This window comes from Kaistella treverensis (assembly GCF_900114045.1).
Classification (GTDB): Bacteria; Bacteroidota; Bacteroidia; order Flavobacteriales; family Weeksellaceae; genus Kaistella; species Kaistella treverensis.
The window spans coordinates 1-25,776 of the sequence record NZ_FORQ01000002.1 but is presented as its reverse complement, the minus strand read 5'-3'; the positions used below and the strand labels follow the sequence as shown (position 1 = coordinate 25,776).

Annotated in this window: 19 protein-coding genes; 13 read left to right on the top strand and 6 right to left on the bottom strand. The window is 37.8% G+C overall.

The genetic code is table 11. The annotated features are described in order from the left end of the window. Positions 1-140 precede the first annotated feature (140 nt). From BMZ55_RS05525 to BMZ55_RS05515, 3 genes are all read right to left on the bottom strand, one after another. Positions 141-1,727, bottom strand: a complete 1,587-nt coding sequence (locus tag BMZ55_RS05525; RefSeq protein WP_089819477.1) for a RagB/SusD family nutrient uptake outer membrane protein — start codon at positions 1,725-1,727, stop codon at positions 141-143. Positions 1,728-1,742: 15 nt separating this feature from the next. After that, positions 1,743-4,676, bottom strand: coding sequence for a SusC/RagA family TonB-linked outer membrane protein (locus tag BMZ55_RS05520; RefSeq protein WP_233701906.1), 2,934 nt, complete (start codon positions 4,674-4,676; stop codon positions 1,743-1,745). Between the two features lie 224 nt (positions 4,677-4,900). Further along, a complete protein-coding gene (locus tag BMZ55_RS05515; protein WP_233701905.1) occupies positions 4,901-5,758 on the bottom strand; it encodes an AraC family transcriptional regulator in 858 nt (285 codons plus the stop codon). A gap of 180 nt (positions 5,759-5,938) precedes the next feature. On the opposite strand from BMZ55_RS05515, the gene BMZ55_RS05510 reads away from it, so the two are divergent. The 13 genes from BMZ55_RS05510 to bglX all read left to right on the top strand — a co-directional run bounded on the left by BMZ55_RS05510 (position 5,939) and on the right by bglX (position 23,094). Beyond that, on the top strand, positions 5,939-7,219 hold the full coding sequence (locus BMZ55_RS05510) for a glycoside hydrolase 5 family protein (RefSeq protein WP_221404024.1): 1,281 nt from the start codon (positions 5,939-5,941) through the stop codon (positions 7,217-7,219). Between the two features lie 3 nt (positions 7,220-7,222). Continuing rightward, the gene (locus tag BMZ55_RS05505; RefSeq protein WP_089819471.1) at positions 7,223-8,353 is read left to right on the top strand and encodes a glycoside hydrolase family 26 protein; all 1,131 of its coding nucleotides are present in this window, start codon (positions 7,223-7,225) and stop codon (positions 8,351-8,353) included. Positions 8,354-8,372: 19 nt separating this feature from the next. Beyond that, on the top strand, positions 8,373-9,761 hold the full coding sequence (locus tag BMZ55_RS05500) for an MFS transporter (RefSeq protein ID WP_089819469.1): 1,389 nt from the start codon (positions 8,373-8,375) through the stop codon (positions 9,759-9,761). Positions 9,762-9,774: 13 nt separating this feature from the next. After that, positions 9,775-10,953 (top strand): glycoside hydrolase family 130 protein, encoded by a 1,179-nt coding sequence (locus BMZ55_RS05495; protein ID WP_089819467.1) that lies wholly within the window; start codon positions 9,775-9,777, stop codon positions 10,951-10,953. 68 nt (positions 10,954-11,021) lie between these two features. Then, positions 11,022-12,203 (top strand): AGE family epimerase/isomerase, encoded by a 1,182-nt coding sequence (locus BMZ55_RS05490; protein WP_089819465.1) that lies wholly within the window; start codon positions 11,022-11,024, stop codon positions 12,201-12,203. Positions 12,204-12,238: 35 nt separating this feature from the next. Next, entirely contained in the window at positions 12,239-13,429 is a 1,191-nt protein-coding gene (locus BMZ55_RS05485; RefSeq protein ID WP_233701904.1) for a glycoside hydrolase family 26 protein, read from the top strand. 13 nt (positions 13,430-13,442) lie between these two features. Beyond that, on the top strand, positions 13,443-14,462 hold the full coding sequence (locus BMZ55_RS05480) for a hypothetical protein (RefSeq protein WP_143068750.1): 1,020 nt from the start codon (positions 13,443-13,445) through the stop codon (positions 14,460-14,462). 38 nt (positions 14,463-14,500) lie between these two features. Then, positions 14,501-14,842 (top strand): phosphomannose isomerase type II C-terminal cupin domain, encoded by a 342-nt coding sequence (locus BMZ55_RS05475; protein WP_089819461.1) that lies wholly within the window; start codon positions 14,501-14,503, stop codon positions 14,840-14,842. 13 nt (positions 14,843-14,855) lie between these two features. Further along, positions 14,856-16,097 (top strand): glycoside hydrolase family 27 protein, encoded by a 1,242-nt coding sequence (locus tag BMZ55_RS05470; protein WP_089819459.1) that lies wholly within the window; start codon positions 14,856-14,858, stop codon positions 16,095-16,097. Between the two features lie 9 nt (positions 16,098-16,106). Next, entirely contained in the window at positions 16,107-17,234 is a 1,128-nt protein-coding gene (locus BMZ55_RS05465) for a glycoside hydrolase family 26 protein (protein ID WP_089819457.1), read from the top strand. 125 nt (positions 17,235-17,359) lie between these two features. Beyond that, positions 17,360-19,345, top strand: coding sequence for a cellulase family glycosylhydrolase (locus BMZ55_RS05460; protein ID WP_089819455.1), 1,986 nt, complete (start codon positions 17,360-17,362; stop codon positions 19,343-19,345). A gap of 71 nt (positions 19,346-19,416) precedes the next feature. Then, the gene (locus BMZ55_RS05455) at positions 19,417-20,805 is read left to right on the top strand and encodes a sialate O-acetylesterase (protein ID WP_089819453.1); all 1,389 of its coding nucleotides are present in this window, start codon (positions 19,417-19,419) and stop codon (positions 20,803-20,805) included. Between the two features lie 12 nt (positions 20,806-20,817). Further along, complete coding sequence (gene bglX, locus BMZ55_RS05450) at positions 20,818-23,094, top strand: beta-glucosidase BglX (RefSeq protein WP_089819451.1); 2,277 nt, start codon at positions 20,818-20,820, stop codon at positions 23,092-23,094. A 122-nt stretch (positions 23,095-23,216) separates the two neighbouring features. Here the strand turns inward: bglX and BMZ55_RS11495 are convergent, their stop codons facing one another. The 3 genes from BMZ55_RS11495 to BMZ55_RS11450 form a co-directional block, all read right to left on the bottom strand. Continuing rightward, positions 23,217-23,348, bottom strand: coding sequence for a hypothetical protein (locus BMZ55_RS11495; protein WP_262493335.1), 132 nt, complete (start codon positions 23,346-23,348; stop codon positions 23,217-23,219). Positions 23,349-23,438: 90 nt separating this feature from the next. After that, positions 23,439-24,707: a site-specific integrase gene (locus BMZ55_RS05445; RefSeq protein ID WP_089819449.1), complete on the bottom strand. Its 1,269-nt coding sequence runs from the start codon at positions 24,705-24,707 to the stop codon at positions 23,439-23,441. 14 nt (positions 24,708-24,721) lie between these two features. Next, positions 24,722-25,669, bottom strand: a complete 948-nt coding sequence (locus BMZ55_RS11450; RefSeq protein ID WP_233701902.1) for a hypothetical protein — start codon at positions 25,667-25,669, stop codon at positions 24,722-24,724. Positions 25,670-25,776: the final 107 nt, after the last annotated feature.

Genomic DNA, 25,776 nt, shown 5'->3' with positions numbered 1-25,776 from the left:
AAACTAATTCTATTACCGGTGTGAAGTCTGTTGTCGTACTTGAATCGTCTCTACAGCCGACCAAAATACCCAGCAACAATGCGGTAATGAATACTCGAGAAAATTTTAAAATATTTTTCATTAGAATTCTTTTTAATTAATTAAAATACATAAGGAACCGGAGCTTCCAATAATTTTGGATTTTTTGCGACATCATTTGCCGGATAAGGAAGGGTGAAGTCGTTTTCACTTGGGGTATAATGTTCTGCAGTCCACATGTTTCCGCGGTTTTGGGCAGCCATTATAGCAGTAGCTTGTGATCTGGAAAGTCTTCCTAAATCGAACCAATAATCACCTTCGAATGCAAGTTCTTTTCTTCTTTCGGTAAACAATTCTTCAAAAGTAAATGAATTTACTGCTGAGAGTCCTGCTCTGTTTCTTACCGCGTTATAAGATTGTAGTGCGGCAGGATCGCTGGTTGAAGCTGCTCCGTTCATCACTGCTTCAGCATGAATCAAAAGCAATTCTGCATATCTCATAATGTAAGTATTATTATTCATCATTGCCCAAGAATCCACCGGTCCTGTTTGGTTTCCGTTCACTACTCCAATGCTGTATTTCTTGATGGCTGCACCGGCTCCTTGTCCTCCTATAGCCTCTGCAGCTGGAACGGTAAATCCTACAGATCCATTTTTTATTTTAATATCACTGTAAACATTCCCCGGAAACATAATCGTTGAATTTCTTCTCAAATCGGTAGTGCTGTATAGGTTTAGGATGTCTTGCGAAGGAGCAAATACACCACCATAAGAAGCATTAGAGGTAGAAATATCAGCAGTGTGGATACCAAAATTCGTGTTGCTATTGTTTGCTGAACCGTAATTAGCATCACTTTTCCATTGTAGTGCAAAAATAGATTCTTCATTGTTATTGTTGGGGTATTTAAACAAATCGTCATAGGTTTTCCCAGGTAGTGAATACATTGAAGTTCCTCCATAGAGTTTAAATTCTCCACTATTAATCACCTCTTCTGCGAGTTGTTTTGCTTTGGAATAATTTTTCAAATAAAGGGAAACTTTGGCCAACATTGCTTTTGCGGAACCTTTAGAAACTTTGGCATTGGAAGAGTATGCTGCTCCTCGCACTTTATTGTCCAGCAAGGTAATGGCTTTCTCGTAATCCATATTGATGAGGGTATAAACATCTGCAATAGGATTGGTATTAATCTGTGGATTGGTTACATGGTCTAAGTTATTCGTAATAATAGGAACATTTCCCCAAAGTCTCACCAGATAAAAATAGGCGGTAGCTCTCATAAAATAGGCTTCTCCTAATGCATTGTTTACTAAGGCTGCACTTACGGATGGATCTACTCTTTGCTGAAGGTTATTGATCAGAAAGTTGGCTTGTGCAACATTCGCCCAAAGGGATTGCCATCCGTTGTTTAATTCAGGATCAGCAGCAGTGATCGAGAAGTTTCGCATCGCATTTACATCGGAAGAATTGGTGTACATATTTCCGGAACCCACCTCTGAAATTGCCCAGAAAAACTTGTTGTTAAACTGAAACCAGGTTTTATAATATAATGCATCAGTTGCAGTTCTTACCTGCTCGTCGGTTCTATAATAATTGTCAACCGTGATCGATTCCTCGGAAGGTCTGTCGGTGAAATCTCTGCTGCAAGAGGTGATAACGCCCGTAAGAATTGCAGCAGCTATTAGTTTTGATAAGTATGTTTTTTTTGACATGACAGTCTATTTTTTTTAAAATTCAATATTAAAACCTAAAATATAAGTACGTGGTGAAGGATAGCGACCATTATCGATACCCGAAAGCAGAACATCTTGGTTGAATGCTCCGATTTCTGGATCATAACCGGAATAATCGGTTAAGGTATAAAGGTTCTGTCCTGTTACATAAATCCGAAGTTTTGATAAACTTAATTTGGATGCAAATTCGGAAGGCATGTTGTAGCCTAAAGTTACATTTTGCACGCGCAAGTAATCTCCTTTTTCAACATATCGATCGGAAATCATAATGTTTGCATGCGAGGTACTGTTGATTAATCTTGGGTTGGCTGCATCGACGTTTGTTGGGCTCCAGTAATCCATGGCTTCTGCAAGTTGGTTTTGATACATCATTGCGGTTTGGGTACCGTTTCTTCTTGTTAAATTAAGAATTTCATTACCTACAGAACCTTGTACGAAAACAGAAAGGTCGAAAGCTTTATATCTAAAACTATTGGTAAATCCGAAAGTGAAATCCGGGTGTGGATTTCCGATGGTGGTGCGGTCTTTTAGGTCAATCACACCATCTCCGTTGACGTCAACATATCTTACATCGCCTAATTGTGGTGCTCCACCAAATGTTTCGAGAGCATTTGAAAGATCAGCTTCGTTTCTGTACAAACCGTTGGCCTTTAAACCATAAAACATTCCGATAGGTTGCCCGATAATGGTGTTGGTTGCGGTCATTGGTTGATATCCGTTTAAGTTTACGTCTTTGGTAATGTCGGACATTCCGTTGATGAGATCCATCAATTTGTTGGTGTATTTTGAAAACACAAAATTGCTGCTCCATTCGAAATTGTCATTTCTCAAAACATAGTTGGCGGAAATATCAATACCTCGGTTTTGCATGCTTCCGATATTGGAATAAGGAGCGTTGATTCCTCCATATTGTCCTAATCCTCCCGTTAAATAATCAGGCAACGGAAGCTGGAATAGGAAGTTTGCAGATTCTTTGTTGTACCAATCTGCGGAAATATTCAATCTCTTCAGTAGCGTTACATCCACCCCAATATTGGTTTGCTTCATGGTTTCCCAAGTTAAATTTGGATTATTGAGATTGAGCGGAATATTATAAGTAGAAAGTAGAGAAGAATATAGGTTGTTAGGGATTTGTTGGTTTCCTGTTTCCCCATATCCTACGCGGAATTTCAGGTTGCTAAAATAATTTTCAGGAATCCATTGCATGAAGTTTTCCTTGGTCACTTTCCATGACACAGAAACTGCTGGAAAATATCCAATTTGGTTTTTACCATCTTCATAAACTGGGTCGAATTTTGAAGATTGATCTCTTCTTATGGAAGCTGTTAATCCATATCTTCCTCCGAAATCGTAGAGCAAACGAGCAAAATAAGAGCTGAGAGATTGGCTTCCTATATAACTTTGCGAGTTTGTAGTTTCAGCCATGGTCATCGTGAATATATCGTTGGAAGGGAATCCGTGTCCGTCAGTATTTGTTGATTTCCAGTGGCTGTCCAATGCTTCTTGTCCCACCAAAGCGGTGAATCTGTGTTGACCAAAGCTGAAGTCGTAGGTTAATAAATTTTTGATGTTGGTGCTGTACCAATCTCCATTTCTTAACCATAAATCAGCATCGTCGTTAAGTCTATTTTTCGGTGCAAATTCGGTGTTTTCTGAAAATTCGGTATTGGCTGATAACTCGATTCGGTATTTTAAACCTTTTAAAAGATCTACTTCTGCATAAATGTTTCCAAGGAAATTCTTACGGATAAGTTTATTGATTTTGGTCGTTGCTTCTTCAATGGGGTTGAAATAACTCACCAACTGATTGGATGGCGGCAATGCAAAAGTACCGTCGCTATTGTAAACCGCAAGATCTGGGGCTTGTAGAAGTGTATTCGAAATCAACCCTACATAACTTTGGTTGACGGTGAATCGCTCATTGGAAAACCCTCCCGAAAGATTCGTTCCAACCTTTAGCCAAGGCTTAATTTTAGCATTCACATTCACTCGGAGTGTATATCGTTTCATTCCGGTATTGATGATAATACCTTCTTGATCCAAGTATCCCAAAGAAGTGTAGTAATTTAAATTATCACTTCCTCCAGAAAAAGCAACTTGGTGATTTTGCGAAAATGCTGATCTGTAAATTTCTTTTTGCCAGTCGGTTCCTTCTCCTAAAAGCTCAGGATGAGCGAACTCCGGACGGATTTGGGTTCCGAAAACCGGTGCCATAGCATTTTGAAGTTCAGCATATTGTCTAAGATTCAAAACATCCAGAAAATTGGAAACTTCTGATGCCGAGCTGTATCCTTCGTAGCTTATTTTTCCTAAACCTTTCTTTCCGGATTTGGTTGTAATCAAAATTACTCCATTTGCTCCTCTTGAACCATAAATAGCTGTTGCAGAGGCATCTTTCAATACATCAATCGATTCTATATCGTTCGGATTCAAGAAAGAGATTGGAGAAACCGCCACACTTCCTGATCCACCGGTAGAAGAAAAGTCATTACCCGCAATTGGTCGCCCTGTGGTAGATCTTCCCGTTGCGTCTCCCGACATCGGAACTCCATCGATAATATAAAGCGGTTCATTGGTTCCGTTGATAGAAGTAGCACCTCTAATTTTAATAGAAACAGCGGATCCGGGTTGTCCACTGGAATTAGTCACGGTAACTCCGGAAAGTTTCCCCTGAATCATTTGATCCACCGAAACTTGTTTAATGTCTTCGATGTCTTTTGCTTTGATCGATGATACCGCAGAATTAACATCCGCTCTCTTCTGTGTTCCGTATCCGATTACGACTACTTCATCAATTTTCTTTTCTTTGATGCTATCAGAAGTAGATTGCGCACTTAAAAATCCTACCGGCAATACCGTGAGCGCAAAAAATAAAGCTGCTCTATTGCTGAAAAAGGGATTGAGTGCATTGGTTGTTGTTTTTTTCATAACCATTTTTTTTAATAGATTAACATTGAGTTAATATTTGGTTTGCTATTTAAGCAAATCTATACTCATTTGAGTTTCAATGTTAATATTATTTTGTCAATTATACATGCTATTTTTTGATTAGTGCATGATTATACATCGTTTGTTTAATTGTATGTTATTGATTTATAATTTATTATAAATATTATTTAATAATTATTTTTTAGGTGTTAAAATGACAATTGTCATTCTATTTTTTTGATTCCAGTGAAGCGATCCCGAAATTCTGTTGGGGTTGATCCTTTCAAGGATTTGAAGATTTTGTTGAAGTTGGCGATATTGTTGAAACCACATAAGTAAGCGATCTCCGAAATGCTCATGTCCTTCTCTATAAGCCATCTTGATGCATAACTTACCCGGATTTCGTTGAGGTAATTGATGAAGGTTTTGCTGGAACGTTTCTTGATGAATCGGTTGAAGGTCACGATGCTCATGTTCACATGTTGCGCAATTTCTTCTAAAGTGATTTTTTTGTCAAAATTTTTGTGGATATAGTCGTAAACAAGCTTCATGTCGTCATTGTCTACAAAAGTTTCATTTTCGATACTGTAGGATGATAAATGGGTTTTGTTCTCTGAAATTGCCAGTTCGTTCAATATTTCCATCATTGTTATGAAAGATTCAAAGCCTGTTACTGTGGAGAGGCTTAGTAATTTATCTTTTACTTTTTCAATTGTTGCTTCCGAAAACATGATTCCCCGAATGGATTCTTTCATCATGTCGTTAATAGGCTTCATCAGGCGTTTCTTCAGGAATGATTGATCAAAAAAATCAAGGCTGAACTGTATGGTGATTTCATGGATTTTTTTAGTCTTGCATTTATAATCACTCCAATAATGCGGCAGATTGGGGCCAATCAATACCAGTTCTAGGTTGTCGATTTCTCCTACATGATCCCCGACAACGCGTTTGATTCCTTTTCCTTTTGAAATGAAATTAAGTTCAACTTCCGGGTGGTAGTGAAGTGGAAAATCAAAATTTTTCTTTACTCGGTCAAACACCAGAAAGCTTTCTTCGGGAGAAAGTGGTGTTATCTCTCTCATTACTTCAATGGTTTTGCTCATATTGTATTAATTTTATTTGATTGAAAAACAGATAGTTGTCTATTTTATGTATTTATTTTTTGTAAAAATGACAAAATAATATTAGTCTGTTGCAAATTTAACGGATTATATTTGACATTAACATATTGTTAATAACTATAAAATTTAAGAATGGCTCGAATGTTTTCCAAATTAATGTTTGCATTGCTGGTGTTGATCTCATCAGGAATTTCAGCTCAGAAATTTGTTTCCGTGGAAAATGGGCAGTTTATATTGAACAATAAGCCGTATTACTTTGTTGGAACCAATTTTTGGTATGCTTCATATCTAGGTCTTGAAAGTGATGACAAACGCGGGATAAATCGTTTGAAAAGTGAATTGAGTTTCTTAAAATCTCAAAATGTTACCAATATCAGAGTCTTGGTTGGAGTGGAAGGAACGGGAAAAATTAATGGAAATAACCGAGTGGAACCTGCATATCAATACGAAGCCGGGAAATTCAACGAAGAAAATCTTAAAGGACTCGATATTTTGATGAATGAAGCCGCAAAACAAGATATTAAAGTCGTTCTTTTTCTTTCCAATAATTGGGAATGGAGCGGTGGCTGGCTTCAATACCTAAATTGGAATGGAAAAATAGATGATGAAACCCTACAAAACCCTTTCAATTGGGATGATTGGAGAGATTATACTTCAAAATTTTATAGCTGTAATGAATGCCAGAAACAGTATTTTGAACAGGTAAGGCGAATTATTACAAGAAAAAACGCTGTGAATGGTAAAAAATACACTCGTGATAAAACCTTAATGGCATGGGAAATCGCAAATGAACCCCGCCCAATGCGCCCTTATGCTAATGAAAATTACAAAAAATTCCTAGCAAAAAGCTCGGCGTTTATTAAATCTTTGGACCGAAATCACTTGGTAACCACCGGCAGCGAGGGAGAAATGGGCACTGAAAATATGGATTTGTTTAAACAGACGCATCAAGATCCAAATATAGATTATTTAACCATCCATATTTGGCCAAAAAACTGGGGTTGGTTCGATAAAAATAAGATGGAGGAAGGCTTCGAAAATGCGAGACAAAAAAGCATAGACTATATTGAAAAACACCTCAAAATAGCCGATGAAATCAATAAACCCATGGTTTTAGAAGAATTTGGTTTTCCGCGTGATCATCATTCTTTTGACATCCATTCTTCAACGAATTTGAGGGATCGGTATTTTGAAACGGCTTTGAAATTATGGCACAATTCCAAAAATAAGAACGGAAGATTTGCGGGTGTTGCTTTTTGGGCTTTCGGAGGTGAGGCAAAGCCAATTCCGGGGCAGGTTTTCTGGAAAAAAGGCGATGATTTTATGGGCGATCCACCGATGGAAGAGCAAGGTTTGAATTCCGTTTTTGTTTCGGATCAATCGACTTGGGAAATCATTCGTAAATTTTCAAAATCAGAATAAAATATGGGTCACGTTACTAAATTTTCCGCATTTTTTCTTTTTCTGGTGACCGGTTTCGCTTTCGGACAATATGCTTTAGCTGATAAAAATGCAACTTCGGAAACCCAAAATCTTTATAAAAATCTTTGGAAACTTTTAGATAAAGGCATTATGTTCGGACATCAGGATGATTTAGCTTACGGTGTGAATTGGAGGATGCAGAAAGGAAGAAGTGATGTAAAGGAAGTCGCAGGGGATTTTCCGGCAGTTTTCGGTTGGGATATTGGTGGAGTGGAGAAAAATGCAGCCGGAAGTATTGATATTTTTACTTTTAAAGATCAAAAGAAATTTATGGAAGAGGTTTATAATAAAGGAGGAATCAATACAATTTCTTGGCATGCCGATAATCCTAAAACCGGAAAAGATGCTTGGAATAAAAATGAAGTTCTGGGAACAGTAACCAGCATCCTTCCAGGGAATGTTAACCATAAAAAATTTAAGTTATGGCTCGACAAAGTTGCTGAAAACTTGCTTTCACCAAAAGGAAAAGACGGGAAAAACGTACCCATTTTGTTTAGACCTTATCATGAATTAACAGGAGACTGGTTTTGGTGGGGAAAAGGAAATTGTACCCCCAAAGAGTTTCAGGAATTATGGAAATTCACTTTTAATTATTTAACCCACGAAAAAAATGTTCACAATTTAATTTGGGTGTATAATACTTCAGATTTTACTACGAAAGAAGAATTTCTGGAAGCTTATCCGGGCGATGATTTTGTGGATATGGTGAGTTTCGATATTTATGCATTGGAAAATCCGGTTCATCATAATTCTTTTGTGGAAAACTCAAAAAGACAGTTTAAAATAATGGATGAAATCGCTAAAGAACATCATAAAATTCCCGCCATGGCAGAAACCGGATATGAGGAAATTCCGTATCATAAATTCTGGACCAAAACACTGATCGAGGCAATAGGAGATTATAAGATTTCATACATTCTAGCATGGAGAAATCATGGATTAACCCCGGAAAAGAAAATGCATTACTATACTCCGTACAAGGGACATCCGAATGAGCAGGATTTTAAAGACTTTTATAACCTTCCGAATACTTTTTTTCTAAAGGATATTCAAACACCAAATATTTATAAATAATAATTTTTTAATAATCAAAATGAACAATTCTAAAGTGGGCATTAGTGAAAAAATAGGCTATGGTTTGGGCGATTTTGCATCGTCAATGTTTTGGAAAATTTTCAGTATGTACCTGATGCTTTTCTATACCGATGTTTTTGGATTGGCTCCTGCAGTGGTTGGGACCATGTTTTTAGTTACCCGAATCTGGGATTCGTTTTTCGATCCCATTGTAGGAATTTTGGCAGATCGAACCAAATCCAAATGGGGCAAATTCCGTCCTTATTTACTGTGGGTAGCGATTCCATTTGCGATTATCGGTATTTTAACCTTCTATGTTCCCAATTTTGATGACAAAGGCAAAATTATTTATGCCTACATCACGTACTCTTTAATGATGATGGTGTATTCGCTGATTAATGTTCCTTATGCTTCGCTTTTGGGTGTGATATCGTCCGATAGAAAAGACCGCAACAGCTTGTCATCGTACCGGATGGTTTTCGCATTTGGAGGAAGTTTGCTCGCGCTGTGGCTCTTGGAACCACTTATTAAATATTTTGGCGGCGATATGAATTCTGCGGAAGGCTGGTTTTGGGCAATTGCAGTTTTCGGTGTACTTACGACTTTGTTTTTCTGGGGGTGTTTCTTTTTAACTAAAGAAAGAATTCAACCTGTTACTGAACAAAGTAATTTGAAAGAAGATTTAAAGGATTTATGGAAAAATAAACCTTGGTGGATTTTGCTCGGTGCTGGTGTTGGGGCCTTGGTTTTCAATTCGGTGAGAGATGGTGCTGCGGTTTATTATTTTAAATATTATTTTGAAAATCAGAATACGTTCAAGCTTTTCGGGATTGAAAATACACCAACTTCGCTATATCTTGTTTTAGGACAAGCTGCAAACATCGTCGGAGTAATTCTGGCCACGCCCATTGCAAATAAAATCGGAAAGAAAAATACTTTCCTTCTTGCCATGCTCACAGCAGCCGTATTAAGCGTGTTTTTCTTTTATCTGAAACAAGATGATATATGGTTCACTATGATTTTGCAGGCTTTGATCAGCATGTGCGCCGGGTGTATTTTCCCGTTGATCTGGTCGATGTATGCCGATAGTGCCGATTATTCTGAATATACCCAAGGAAGAAGAGCAACAGGTTTGGTATTTTCCGCATCATCAATGTCGCAAAAATTGGGTTGGACAATAGGAGGTTCTTTAACAGGTTGGCTTTTAGGATACTATGGATTTCAAGCAAACTTGGTTCAAGAGCAAGGAACTTTAAACGGAATAAAACTGATGCTGAGCATTTTCCCGGGAATCGCAGCGGTGATTTCGGTGATTTTTATATTCTTTTATCCTTTAAATGATCAAAAAATAATAGAAATAGAAACAGAACTGAATGCTAGAAGAGATAATAACTCCCAACAAATCTAAAACTGAAATAAAAATGAACACATACGAACACAGACTAGATCAAATTAAAACTGAATTTGAGAGTTTAATATCAAGAACTAATTTGCCGGTGAACGAAGCAGGAAACGGATTCTTCCAACGTTATGAAAATCCTGTGGTTACTGCAGCTCACGCACCTTTGGAATGGCGTTATGATTTTAATCCGGAAAGAAATCCGTTTTTGATGGAACGTTTCGGGATTAATGCCGCTTTCAATGCGGGAGCTATGAAATGGAATGGAAAATATTTGCTCTCTGTACGTGTGGAAGGCTACGACAGAAAATCTTTTTTTGCAATTGCCGAATCACCAAATGGGGTAGATCAGTTCAGATTTTGGGAAAAACCAATTGTAATTCCACAGATTGATGGGAATCCTGATACCAACATGTACGATATGCGTTTAATTCATCATGAAGATGGTTTTATTTATGGTATTTTCTGCACCGAAAGAAAAGATCCGAAAGCTCCAAAAGGCGATACATCCATGGCAATTGCGAATGCAGGAATTGTGCGAACCAAAGATTTGATCGATTGGGAAAGACTTCCGGATTTGATTTCCAATACCGGCCAACAAAGAAATGTTGTTTTGCATCCGGAATTTGTTGATGGCAAATATGCTTTATATACGCGTCCGCAAGATGGTTTCATTGATGTCGGTAGTGGTGGCGGAATTGGTTTGGGTTATGTAACCGATATGAACAATCCGGTTGTGGAAAACGAACATATCATTTACGGAAAAACATACCACACTGTTTATGAACTGAAAAATGGTCTCGGTCCGGCTCCAATTAAAACAGAAAAAGGCTGGCTGCATCTTGCGCATGGAGTTCGAAATACTGCCGCTGGTTTGCGCTATATTTTGTATATGTTCATGACGGATTTAAAAGATTTGGGAAAAGTAATTCACAAACCAGCAGGATATTTCATGGCTCCTGAAGGTATTGAAAGAATTGGAGATGTTTCTAATGTTCTTTTTTCAAATGGTTGGATTGCCGATGAAGATGGAAAAGTTTTCATTTATTATGCTTCGTCTGATACAAGAATGCACGTGGCGGTTTCTTCGGTTGAGCAACTGGTGGATTACTGCATCAATACACCGGAAGACAAACTGACTTCCTACGATTCCGTTCAGACCATTATCGGAATTGTGGACGGAAATTTAGTTTCAAAATAACTCATATAGTTTCTCACGGCGTAGTTCATTTAAGGATTAAGGACTGCGCCATTTTTTAAAATTTTTAAATGTCTTATCAAAATATTTCATCCGAAATTGAATCTGAACTCCACAATATTCTGAATTATTGGAGCAAAAATACGTTGGATGAAAAAAACGGCGGCTTTATTGGCGAAGTAGATTTCAACGAGATCAAAAATTTCGGTGCAGAAAAGGGTTCCGTGTTGTGTGGAAGAATTTTATGGACTTTCTCGGCAGCGTTTCCTGTAACCAAAAACATTGAACATTTTCAGTTGGCAGAATTAGCCTTCGAGGAAATAAAAACCAAATTTTATGATCCTGAAACCAAAGGAGTTTTTTGGAGTATTCATGCAGATGGATCTCCTAAAGACCGCAAAAATCAAATTTATGCATTGGCTTTTGTAATCTATGGATTGAGCGAGTTCTATAAAATTTCAAAAAATAAGGAAGCTTTGGATTTAGCTATTGTTTTATTTAAAAGTATCCGAAATTATGCTTATGATCAAATAAATAAAGGATATTTTGAAGCCTTCACTTCCGATTGGAAACCTATTGAAGATATGCGTTTAAGCGAAAAAGACGCCAATGAAAAGAAAACCATGAACACCCATCTTCATATTGTAGAAGCCTATGCAAATCTGTATCTGGTTTGGCAAAACGAGGACCTTCGCCAAAGCATCATCGAAATTCTAAAGATTATTGACCAGTATTTTATCGACAAAGAAACTTGGCATCTGAAACTCTTTTTTGATGAAAACTGGAACGAAAGAAAAGACGTGGTTTCTTACGGACACGATATTGAAGCAGCATGGCTGTTGCTCTGGTGTGCAGAAGTTTCCAACGATGAAGAATTGGTTGAGAAATACCGAGATTACGCTGTGAAAATCGCAAATGCAACTTTGGAAGGTCTGGATGAAGACGGCGGACTTTGGTATGAATATGATCCACAGAAAAATCTTCTCATCGCCGAAAAACACTGGTGGCCACAAGCCGAACTTTGGATTGGTTGTGTAAATGCCTACCAAATCACCGGAGACGAAAAATATCTGGAAATTTTCGGAAAAAACTGGGAATTCACAAAAAAACACATCATCGACGGAAAAAAGGGTGAATGGTTTTGGGGCATTAATGCTGATTATTCCAAAATACAAAAAGACAAAGCCGGTTTTTGGAAATGTCCGTACCACAATTCCCGTGCTTGTCTGGAAATTATCAGTCGATTAAGTTAAGTTTAAACATGCGCAGAATTTACCAAATATTGTTTTTGATTTTTGCATTTTCGATGTTTTCCTGCTCCCGAAACGGAACAGAGAACAATGAAAATTCAAATACTCCTGTTGTTGCTGGAATTACGCCACAAAATGTAAAAACTTTTATGGTAGACAAAAATGCAACTACGGAAACTGCGGCATTGTTTTACAATCTTTATAAAAATGCCGGGAGCAAAATTTTGGTTGGACATCAGGACGCGTTTTATAGTTATTATCAGAATGATGCTTCAATGTCGGATGTAAAGAAAACTATTGGTTCTGATCCTGCAATGATTGGCCTGGATTTTATGTTCATTACCGATAAAAATTATCAGGCAAATTCATCAAATTGGTATTATCAGCAGGAACAGAAAATTATTGCTGCCGCAAAAGAAGCCTACAATAAAGGAATGGCGGTTACGTTTTGCTGGCATCTGCGTGAACCATTTCAGGAAACGGATTTCTACACTACCAATATGACGGATGAGCAGAAACAGAATGCCTTTAAATCTATACTACCCAACGGTGCAAAACACAACTGGTATAAACTGAAACTGGATAAAGTCGCTTCTGTTTTCAATAATTTAATTGGAAACGATGGCAAAAAAATCCCTGTGATTTTCAGACCTTTTCACGAATTTGACGGAAACTGGTTTTGGTGGGGAGCAAATTATTGCACTGCTGATGAATACAACCAGGCTTATCAGTTTACCGTAAGTTATCTTCGTGACACGAAAGGCGTTCACAATGTGTTGTATGCTTTTTCTCCTGATGCATCATACAATAATTCTGTGAGTTATCTTCAGCGTTATCCTGGAGATTCTTATGTTGATATTTTGGGAATGGATAATTACATTGATTTCTACAATCAAAATTCTGCCGGAGTTACATTGGCGAACCAAAAATTGCAGATGATTTCAGATTTGGCGGTTCAAAAAAATAAAATTGCGGCTTTAACGGAAACCGGATATTCAAGTTCCAACACTACGCCAAGAACAGCGGCGCATTTCACAGACTTGGTTTTTCCTGCGATTACAAACAATAATATCAAAATTTCATATATTAACTTTTGGAGCAATTATCAGGACAATTATTTTGTTCCTACACCTGCAACACCTTACGCAACGGATTTCAAAAATTTTACCTTGAAACCGAAAATGACTTTGCAAAACAACATCGGGACTTCGCTGTATGTGCTTCAATAAAATTTTATTTAAGATGAAAAAAATATTTTTAACACTCGCTTTCATTTCAAGTCTTGGGATTTTCGCTCAGAAAAATCTCATTCAAAATGGTGGTTTTGAATACGATGCAACGGGCTGGAACAATGAAAATCTGTTGACCGTTTCGCCCTATTCAAAACATTCAGGGCAAAAAGGAGGTTCCATTACGCAATACACTTCGCCAACATGGAGAGGTATTGATCAGTCTTTCAGCATTCCCAAAAATACGGCAGCAATTGAAGTTTCGGCTTGGGTAAAAGCAGACGAAATTGATAAAGGCAAAAGCGACTGGAACAAAGCCGTTATCATCGCAGAAATTGCCGGGAAAGGAGAAAACATCGTGGCTTTGGACGGTACTACAGCGTGGCAGGAAGTAAAAAAAATCATTCCCATCAATAAAGACCGAAACGCACGACTGATGATTGCACTTTCCGAATGCACCGGAAGTTTTTACTTTGATGATGTGAAAGTTACTCCTTTAAATCAGGAAGACTACAATAAACTCGTGGAAGCTGAAAACAAAAAATACGAGGTGAAGGTCATTACCGATGATACACCTTTGGAAATTCTGACATTGGCAGGCGGTGATTTCGAAAATGGTCTTGAACCTTGGCGTGGAAACGCCATAATGACTTCGGAAGAAAAGAAGAACGGGAATTTCAGTCTGAAATTAACCTCCGAAAAACCGGTTTGGTACGGCGTGGATCAAATCGCCGACATTCCTGCGGATGCAAAAACAATGGATGTTTCCGCATCCGTAAAAACCAAAGATATAAAAGCCGGCAAAAATGACTGGAATAAGGGCGTAATGATTGTAGAATTTACCACAGACGGAACTAACAAAACGTCACAGGATCAGGCGATTTTCTTTGTAGATGATGCAAAAGACTGGCAACAGTTTACAAAAACCTTGGAAATCCCTGCAAATTCCAGAAAATACAGAATTATGCTTGCCCTTTCAGAAGCGACCGGAACAATGTATGTGGACGATGTTCAGGTGAAATTTAATAAATAACAGAAAATTTTCAAAAACTAAAATTAAAATTAAAAAAAATGGAACACGACGTAAGGCCTTGGGGAGAATATTGGGTATTGGAGGATGCTGATACACACAAAGTTAAAAGAATTCAGGTCAATCCCGGTGGCAGACTTTCTTTGCAGTATCACCACAAAAGAGGAGAAGTTTGGACGATTGTTTCCGGAGTTGGAACCATTACCATTAACGATTCTATCAAAGATTACAAAGCCGGCGAAGTAGCCGAAATTCCGCAGGGAGCACACCACAGAATTGAAAACAAAACCAACGAGCCGGTTGTGTTTATCGAGGTTCAGTATGGAACATACTTCGGTGAAGAAGATATTGTAAGAATTGAAGACGATTACAACAGAGCTTAATTAAATAAAAATTATGAAAAAACTTGCGATCTGTGCGTTTCTTGTTATTTCTTCTTTATTATCTGCACAGGAAAAAAATAAGTACGCTCAAGATTATACCAAATATCCTAATTTGGCTTTAACGCCACCAATGGGCTGGAATTCGTGGAATAAATTCGCCTGCAACGTAGATGAAAATTTAATCAAAGAAATTGCCGACGCTATGGTTTCTACAGGAATGCGTGATGCAGGTTACACTTACATTAATATCGACGATTGTTGGCACGGTGATCGCGATGCAAATGGTTTTATTCATCCGGATCCAAAACGTTTTCCTTCGGGGATGAAGGCTTTGGCGGATTATATTCATTCCAAAGGTTTAAAAATTGGTATTTATTCGGATGCGGGAGCACTCACTTGCGGTGGAAGACCCGGAAGTCGCGGATTTGAAAATCAGGATGCCAAAACTTACGCCGATTGGGGAATTGATTATTTGAAATATGACTGGTGCAGTTCAGAAAGTTTAAGCGCAGAAGGTGCTTACAAAACGATGGCGGCAGCTTTGAAAAGGGCAGGGCGTCCAATTGTTCTGAGCATTTGTGAATGGGGAGATAACAAACCTTGGGATTGGGGAAAAAATATCGGTCATCTTTGGCGTACAACCGGCGATATTTATAACTGTTTTGATTGTATTGAGGACCATGGAACCTGGAAGTCATTTGGTGTTTTACAAATTTTAGATAAACAGGAAGGATTAAGAAAATTTGCTGGTCCCGGTCATTGGAACGATCCTGATATGATGGAAATCGGAAATGGGAATCTTACTGCTGGCGAAGAGCGTGCCCATTTTTCGATGTGGACAATGCTTGCGGCACCTTTAATTGCAGGTAATGATATCAGAAATATGAACGCTGAAACTTTACAAGTTTTAACCAATAAAAAAGTAATCGCCGTTAATCAGGACAAACTTGGTGTTCAAGGACTGAAATATAAGGATGACGGAGATTTTGAAATCTGGTTCAAGCCATTGGAAAATGGAGATTGGGCAGTAGCTTTTCTAAACCGAAATGCAACACCCAAAACTTATAATTTCGATTGGAAAAATAATCAATTTACCGATGACGAAGTTTCGAAACTCACTTTTAATTCATCAAATCAAAACTACAGTATCGAAAATCTTTGGACAGATAAAAAAATGGGAAATACCAATAAATCTTTTAAGTTTACTGTTCCCGGAAAAGATATTTTAATGTTGAGATTATCACCAGCTAATTAAACTGAAATTATGTTTTTAAGAAAAATACTAACTTTTGCTTTTATTGGAGTTATAGGATTTTCTGACGCGCAATACCAACTATCGGATCCCGATGCAACTCCCGAAACTGTGAAGCTTTACGAAAATCTCGTAAAAGCACAAAAAAAAGGCTATTTCGTGGGACATCAGGATGATTTGGCTTATGGTGTTTACTGGAAATATCAGGATGGCAGAAGCGATGTGAAAGAAGTGGTAAAAGATTTTCCTGCAGTATACGGTTGGGAGCTCGGCGACTTGGAACTCGGCCACGACAAAAATCTTGATGGCGTTCCATTCGACAAAATGAAGGAGTTCATCAAAGAAGGACACCAAAGAGGTGGAATCATCACCTTAAGTTGGCATCCGAACAATCCTATCACTGGAAAAAATGCATGGGATTCATCAAATAAATCCATTTCGGAAATTCTTCCGAATGGCTCACAACACGAACTTTTCAAAACTTATCTGGATAAAGTTGCCGGGTTCATCAGCGATTTAAAGGACAAAAACGGAAAACCAATCCCGGTTTTGTGGCGACCTTGGCACGAACATACCGGAACCTGGTTTTGGTGGGGTGTCAACTCAGCTACGGATGAGGAATATAGGGAGTTTTTCAGATATACTTTGGATTATTGGCGAAAAACCAAAAATCTGCACAATTTAATTTCAGTTTACAATACCGGGACTGAATTCAATTCGCCTGAAGAATATCTCAAACGTTATCCCGGAGATGAATATGTGGATATTTTTACTTTTGATGCGTACCAAAGAAGTTCAGTAGAAGAAGGGTATAAATTCGCAGAACAGATTGACACACTCTTGAAAAATATGAATCTGGCTGGAGTTCAACATAGCAAAATCACAGCAATTGGAGAGATTGGCTACAACCAAATTCCCGACCAACAGTGGTTTACAAAAATTCTGAAACCTGTTTTCGATAAACATCAGTTTTCCTATGTTTTATTTTGGCGAAATGCCGGATTTAAGCCTGGTAACAACGAGGTGGAATATTATCTGCCGTTCAAAGGTCATGCGTCCGAAAAAGATTTTCAGAAATTTTATAAGGACAGAAAAACTTTGTTTGAAAAACAGGCACGCAGAATGAAACTGTATCGATAAAATTAAAACAGCCAGAAAAGGTACTCTGAAATATGAAAATCTTTGATTTTCAAAACTTGATACACCTTTGAAACTATAATATTTAATCCTAATAACTTATGTGCCTTTTGTGGCTACAAAAAAGTATGAAAAATTTTTCAAAAATAATTTTCCTTTTATTCATAACGGTTTTCACGCTTGGACTGGCTAAAAATCCCGTACAGAAAATTGGGAAACTTCAGGTTGTAGGAACCCAACTTTCCGACCAAGGTGGAAATCCTGTACGATTGATTGGGACCAGTTTTGGTTGGAGCAACTGGCATCCCAGATTTTACAATAGGGAAACTGTACGATGGCTTAAAAACGACTGGAACGTCAATGTAGTCCGTGCCTCGATGGGAATTGAACCGGATGGTGCTTATCTGAAAAAACCCGCAGAAAACAGAAAAATTATTGAAAAAGTTGTTGATGGTGCCATAAAAGAAGGAATTTATGTCATTATTGATTGGCACGCGCATCAAATCCATACCAAAGAAGCGAAGAAATTTTTTTCTGAAGTTTCAAAAAAATATGGCAAATATCCGAATGTGATCTACGAAATTTTCAACGAACCGGAAAAGCAGTCTTGGGAGGAAGTGAAAGTCTATGCGGAAGAAATTATTGCGGAAATCCGCAAAAATGATCCTGATAATTTGATTTTGGTTGGTTGTCCGGAATGGGATCAGCGGATTGATTTGGTTCAGCAAAATCCTTTGAAAAATGTAAAAAATGTGATGTACACCGTGCATTTTTATGCCGGAACTCACGGACAATGGCTTCGGGACAGAACCGATTCTGCATTATATTCCGGTATTCCTGTTTTTATATCGGAATCTGCTGGGATGGAAGCGAGTGGTGATGGAAAGATCGACGATGCAGAATGGCAACGCTGGATTAACTGGATGAACGACAGGAAATTATCATGGATTACCTGGTCGGTTTCGGATAAAAAAGAATCGTGTTCAATGCTTTTGCCCACTGCAAACTCAAAAGGAAATTGGAGCATTTCTGACTTAAATGAATCGGGCGTAAAAACTCGTGAAATTCTTCGGAAATATGATTACCGTGGAAATTATTTTCAAAATTTTGTCTGGAAAGGTCGCGTTGACAAACAATCAGAAAATTCAGGGAAATTAATTGGTCCGGGCTCCTCGTTAGAATTTCAGTTTCAGGGAAATTCGGTGGAGGTTAATCTCAAAAATGTGCCGTATCAGGGCTATTACAACTATATATCTGTTGAATTGGACGGAAAATATATTGGACGTTTCAAAGTGGATAACAATGAGTTTAAAAAATTTACTTTCCGTGTTGCAGATCAATCCAAAACAATTCATTTAATTAAAATTTTTAAAGCAACCGAAGCTGCGATGGGCGAAGTTTTCTTTGACGGAACAGGTGTGAAAACAGTGGCTATGCAGTCAAAATCAAGGAAAAAAATTGAATTTATCGGCGATTCCATCACTTGCGGTTTTGGGAACGATGAAAGCGACAAAAAATGTGGTGATGGGCAATGGTTTGATCAGCACAATGCATATTATGCTTACGGTCCGGCTTTATCAAGAATGTTGGATGCTGATTTTATGCTTAGTTCAGTTTCCGGTTACGGAATGTATCGCAACTGGAATAGCGAAAAACGGGAAGAAAACATTTTGCCCGATGTTTACGACCACCTTTATTTGCGTACTTCGGAGCCGGCAAAATTTGGTAACGATTTTCAGCCCGATGTAGTTAGCATCTGTCTCGGAACAAACGATTTGTCAGATGGAGACGGCAAGAAAGAAAGACTGCCTTTCAACAAATATAAGTTTGTTGGAAATTATATTGAATTCATCCAAAATATTTACCGGAAATATCCAAATACAAGGGTAGTTTTGCTGAACAGTCCAATGGTTCACGGCGAAAGAAATAAAATTTTGCTCGATTGCCTTTCTGAAGTGAAAGATTTCTTTAAAAACGATACCAAACACGCTCCAATTGAGATTTTGAAATTTCAGGAGATGCAGTCTGAAGGATGCGGACATCCAAGTATAAAACAGGATCAGGAAATGGCAGATCAGCTTTATCCTTCTTTCAAAACATTTCTAAACAGATAATAGCCATTGTCATTGGGCGAAATGGAATAGCAAAATCAAGTGGCAATCTCAAAACATTAAAAATTTTCAAAATGAATTTCAAAATAAAATTTGCGCTATTATTTTCTTCTCTGGCATCGGTTTTTGCCTTTGCGAACATCAATCTACCTGCGGTTTTTACAGACAACATGGTGCTGCAGCGCAATTCGCAAGTCGTGATTTGGGGAAATGCGAATCCGAAAGAGGAAATCACTTTGAAAGCCGATTTTCTCGACAAAGAATATAAAGTGACGACAGGAAATGACTCGACTTTCAAATTTGTAATTCCTACCGGAAAAGAAGGCGGACCATACAGAATTTCGCTTAAAGGATACAACGAAGTCGTGCTGAACAACGTGATGCTGGGCGAAGTTTGGCTGCTTTCCGGACAGAGCAATATGGAGATGAGCGCGAGTTGGGGAATAAAAGACGGCGAGTTGGAAGCTTCAAAAGCCCACTATCCGAACATCCGCTTTTTCTTTGTTCCAAAACTTTCCTCCGAATTTCCACAGAATAATTTCTTTGGAAACTGGCAGCTTTGCACGCCTGAAACAATGAAAAATTTCAGTGCCGTTGGTTATTTTTTCGCCCAAAAACTGCAGGAAGATTTGAAAGGCGTTCCTATTGGTCTGATTTGTTCAGCTTGGGGCGGTACTCCTGCGGAATTATGGACACCGGAAGAGGTTTTTGATTCAAATCCATCGCTTGCTGAAAATTTCAAAAGTTTGGAAAATTCTGACTATTATCCCTCGCAAATGTCCGGTGCTTACAACGCGATGATTTATCCGGTCAACAATTTTAAATTTAAAGGAGCATTGTGGTATCAAGGCGAACCCAACACCGGAAATTCCGAGGGTTACAAAGATTTATTGTCTTCAATGATTTCGTCTTGGAGGTTGGCAAAAGGGTATGATTTCCCGTTTTACATTGTTCAGATTGCGGGTTTTACCGGTTGGAGCGATACAACGGTTCAAATTAAAAACGCACAGCGAGTGGTGGCGCAAACCGTCCCAAATTCTGGAATGGTAGTAACAACAGATTTGGATAAAACCGACGACATTCATCCCAAAAATAAAAAACCGATAGGTGTAAGAATGGCGAATTTGGCTTTGAAAAATGTATATAATTTTAAAAACGGGTTGGTGGAAAGTCCTGCATTTAAAAATGTAGAATACATAGGCAGCAAAGCAGTTTTAACTTTCGAATTTGCGGATGGTCTTCATTTTAAAAATTCAAATTCCCAACTGTTTGAAATGGCAGGAAACGATGGGAAATATTATCCTGCAAAACCCACTTTGAAAGGAAATCGAATCACTTTAGTATCCACTTCCGTGAAAAATCCCGTGAACGTGCGCTACGCGTGGAGCAACGTTGCAATGCCCGATCTGTTCAATAAATCAGGACTTCCGCTTTCAAGTTTTACCACAGAAAGTTTGAAATAAATATCTTTACTAATGAAAAAATTTACAAAATCTGCAATTTTTACAATGAGTGTTCTTACCGCATCCCTTTTCAGTTCACAACAAAAACTCAATCCCCAGATTGAGAAAAAAATCGATGTCTTAATGTCTAAAATGACTTTGGAAGAAAAGGTGGGGCAGATGAACCAATACAATGGTTTTTGGGACGTTACAGGGCCTGCTCCTGTTGGCGGAACTGCGGAACAGAAATATGAAAATATACAAAAAGGATTGGTTGGTTCGATGTTGACGGTTCGCGGTGTGAAAGAAGTGCTTGCCGTGCAGAAAATGGCGGTGGAACAGACAAGATTAGGCATTCCTTTAATTATAGGTTTTGATGTGATTCACGGTTATAAAACCATAAGTCCGATTCCTTTAGCAGAAGCGGCCAGTTGGGATTTACAAGCTATTGAGAAATCTGCAGAAGTTGCAGCCTCGGAAGCCGCCGCATCAGGAATCAACTGGACTTTCGGACCAATGATGGACATTTCACGGGATGCAAGATGGGGAAGAGTGATGGAAGGAGCCGGAGAAGATCCGTTTCTGGGTTCAAAAGTTGCCGTGGCCAGAGTGAAAGGTTTTCAGGGTGATAATACTTTTAAATCCCCTCTAAAAATTGCTGCGACAGCAAAGCATTTCACCGGTTATGGTTTTGTGGAAGCCGGTTTGGAGTACCATTCCGCGGAAATTGGAAAAAATACACTTCACAATCAGGTTTTGCCGCCATTTAAAGCGGCTGTTGATGCTGGAATCAGAAGCGTGATGACCTCCTTTAACACAGTGAATGGCATTCCTGTAACCGCAGATAAAGAATTGCTCAGAGGAGTTTTGAAAGACCAATGGAAATTTTCAGGATTTGTGATTTCAGATTGGGCTTCGATTCGTGAAATGATTCCGTGGGGTTTTTCTGAAAATGAAGCCGCAGCAGCAAAATCAGCCGTGGAAGCCGGAACCGATATGGATATGGAAAGCGGTATCTATGTGCCACAACTCATTAGTTTGGTTAAAGAAGGAAAAGTGAAAGAATCATTTATTGATGATGCTTGCCGAAGAATTTTAAGGGTGAAATATGAACTCGGTCTTTTTGATAATCCATACAAATTCTTGGATGAAAAACGTGAAAAAGAAACCGTGGGAAGCAAAGCCAACAATGATGCGGTTTTGGATATGGCGAAAAAATCAATCGTGCTTTTAAAAAATGATAAACATATTTTGCCTTTAAAGAAATCGGGACAGAAAATTTTATTGCTCGGCTCACTTGCAGAAAGTAAAAACTCGCCTTTGGGAAGTTGGAGAATTGCGGCAGAAGATAATTCGGCAGTTTCCGTTTTGGAAGGAATGAATGCTTACAAAGGCAATCATTTAAAATATGTAAAAGGGCTTCATCTGACTACAAAAGAACCCGATTTCCTGACCGATGTTGATTATAATATGACGGACAGAAGCGGTTTTGAGGAAGCGAAAAGAGCGGCAAAAGAAGCCGACGTTGTGGTAATGGTTTTGGGCGAACACGCCTTCAGCTCTGGAGAAGCAAGAAGCAGAACAGAATTGAATCTGCCGGGACTTCAACAGGAATTTTTGGAAGAAATCTACAAGGTCAACACAAATATTGTTTTGGTGCTGAATAACGGAAGACCTTTAACAATCAATTGGGCAGACAAAAATATCCCCGCGATTGTAGAAGCGTGGCATCTTGGAACGCAGGCCGGAAACGCTGTTGCACAGGTACTTTACGGTGATTACAATCCAAGTGGAAAATTACCCATGACTTTCCCGAGAAATGTTGGACAGGTCCCTATTTATTACAATCATTACAACACCGGGCGACCTTTAGATAAAGATAAAAATGTTTTTTGGACGCATTATTCTGATTCCGAAAAAACACCGCTTTATCCTTTCGGTTATGGGTTGAGCTATACGACTTTTGAGTATTCAGATTTGAAAATCAATAAAAGTGAATTTAAAAACGGAGAAAATGTAGAAGTTTCAGTGACCTTGAAAAACACAGGAAAACACGAAGGAAAAGAAGTTGCGCAACTTTACATTCACGACGAATTTGCATCCGTTGCAAGACCTGTGAAGGAATTAAAAGGTTTTCAGTTAGTAAATCTTAAACCCGGAGAATCCAAGGTTTTGAAATTTATTTTAACAGATAAAGAACTTGGATTTTACAATAACAACGGAGTTTTTGTAGTAGAGCCGGGAAGTTTTAAAGTATTGGTGGGAGGAAATTCTCAAGAGGTGATGGAGCTTAAATTTGAGGTTAACTAAGAGTTGCCCCTGCACCCCAACTCATATCGCTGTTGTAGTGAGTGGAGATTCCAAAATTCTTTGTGACGATATATTTAAGACATGCTAAATATTCTTTGTTAGTATTAATCATCAATGTCCCCTTAACCGAGTGGCATTGGTATATCCTCGCGTTTCAGTTGGAATCTTACAGATTCCGTCTGTAAGTATTTCTGCCTGCAATCTACCAACATCGGGAATCTGTAGAGGATTCCGGCACTGAAAGTTTTTCTCATCTTTATTGAATGCCTGCCCAAGTAGTTATTTTCGATATTATTCCTATCAATTTTTCTATAATGGTAATTGAATATGATGAAGGCTACACTTTACAACATATTAAACTTTGCCATAGCATTTATTTTTGTTTGATCTGCAATATCAATATAGGGCTTCATCGCAGCATAATCACTGTGACCTGTCCACTTCATCACGACCTGCGGAGGAATTCCTAAAGCCAAAGCGTTGCAGATAAAAGTTCGTCTCCCCACGTGAGAACTCATAAGTGCGTATTTTGGGGAAACTTCATCAAATTTTTCATTACCCTTATAGTAGGTTTCGCGAATAGGTTCATCAATTTCCGCCATTTCCATTAGTTCCCGTAAATATTCATTCATTTTTTGATTGCTAATCACCGGCAAAGCTTTAGATTTTTCATACACTTCATCTTTATATTTTTCAAGTATGGCTCTGCTGTGATCATTGAGTTCAATAATTAAACTATCAGAAGTTTTTACCGTTATTATTTCGATGAAATTATCTTTAATGTCGCTTCGTTTTAAATTTTCTACGTCCGAATATCTCAAACCGGTAAAACATTGGAACATAAAAACATCTCTCACCCTTTCTAAATATTTTTTCTCTTTTGGAATGTCAAAATTCTTCAATTGACTTAGCTCGGGTTGAGTAAGAAAAATTATCTTTTTCTGAATAGTTTTGAGTTTCGGTTTAAAAAGTTCAAATGCTTTGTTTTCATTAAAACCTTTTTTAGTCGCCCATCTTAAAAACCACCGGAGGAACGAAAAATTTTTTAAGGCAGTGGAGTTCTGGAGTTTTAGATCGTCTTGTAAAAAATATTGGTATTTTATTAATTTGTTTTCATCCAGGGATTTAAAACTTAGATTTTCATCAAATGTTTTCAAATGCTTTTTGAAGGTTTTCATTTTTGCCTGTGTCTTAATAGACCATAGATTCAGCAAAGACTCTTCTTTCGTAAAAACATCAAATAGTTCAAACAAAGTTTTATCTCGCTCAATCAGAACTACGGGTTTCTTGCCTATTTCAAGATTAAACAAGTTTTTAAAGTTCTCTTTTCCAGGTGTAGAGTTTTCGATTTCGAATTTGCGAAAAACTTTCTCGCAAACGGATTCAAATTGTTTGATTTTTTTATTGATGATTGATGCGCTAACTTTCTTTTCACCGTGCGTTGTATTGGTTTTACAGCGTTGAGTTTCGAGACTCCATTTGTCAATTTCTATGCGATAACCTAAATTAAAAGCCACAATATTATCTTCCCATTTAATTCTATAACGAACTTTTGCAGTAGGTTTATCTTTTTCTTTATCAAGTAAGAACTGAGCATGATATTTAATTTCCATTGTTATTGCCTTTATTATTTCGCCTCGTTTACATTGAAGTTCTTTAAAGATATACCGCTCACTTTTCTTAGATCTGTGTAAGCGTAATTAAATGTTTTTATTAATTTATTGTCTGCGTAAATGTTGATTGTTTTTGACAGATCAGTTGAAATGGCCGGGTTGTCATCTTTTCGGTGGGTGTAAATTTGGAAAGAGAATGAGGAAATTGGCGATGTGGTTTCATAGATCTCAGTCTCTGTTAACGGCGTACTCAATTGCCCTTTTTCATTTTTCTTTCCGTTGAATTCCTGCGAGATTTTGAGAGGTTCAGAAACAGATCTAAAACTTACATTTCCATTTTCGTCTTTCCAATTATTAGTATGAGAAGAATTTGCTATTAAGTCTAAATTATCGGAATTAATTATTTGATCAAAATTTCCGTCATTGACCTTCACAAAGCGAAACCAAGAAATTTCTTTTAATTGATCCCAATCCCCCTCGTTAAAGAAAATCATCCTCGAAATTCGGTTAGGAGATAAAAAATCAGTAACATTAGTCCCTGATTTCCTCCCTGAATAATTTAAAGTGCTGATGGTTGATTTTCCTATTCCTCCCTTAAAATAATTCATTAACGCTATATTTTTTCCACTGCCAAAATACTGTAATTTTCTTCTTGGCAGTTTTTTGTCGAGAATAACGTCAGTAGGATTCCAATTTTCGTGTGGATTTGCAATAGGTTTATCTTCTAATATTGCATTTAGGAAGTTTAATATAACCTTTGGAATTTTGTTAATATCGGTTTCTTCCGTCAATTCTGTGTTTTCAAGTTTAGTAATTAAGCCAGCAAGATTTTTGTTTTCAAGAATTTCTTTTGCATTAATTAGGATTTTTTCATCGTCTTCTTTAATGGTTTTACTTTCCTTGGAACACCCTAACAGAATTGTGATAAATGCAAATAAAATTGTTATTGGAATTGTTTTCATACGGTTGCACATAACGTTCCGCGGCTTGGCGAAGTGGCGGATTTTGAAGCACTTACTTTCAATTAGCACTAATGTTTATTTGAAAACCAAATGTTCAATTTAGCACT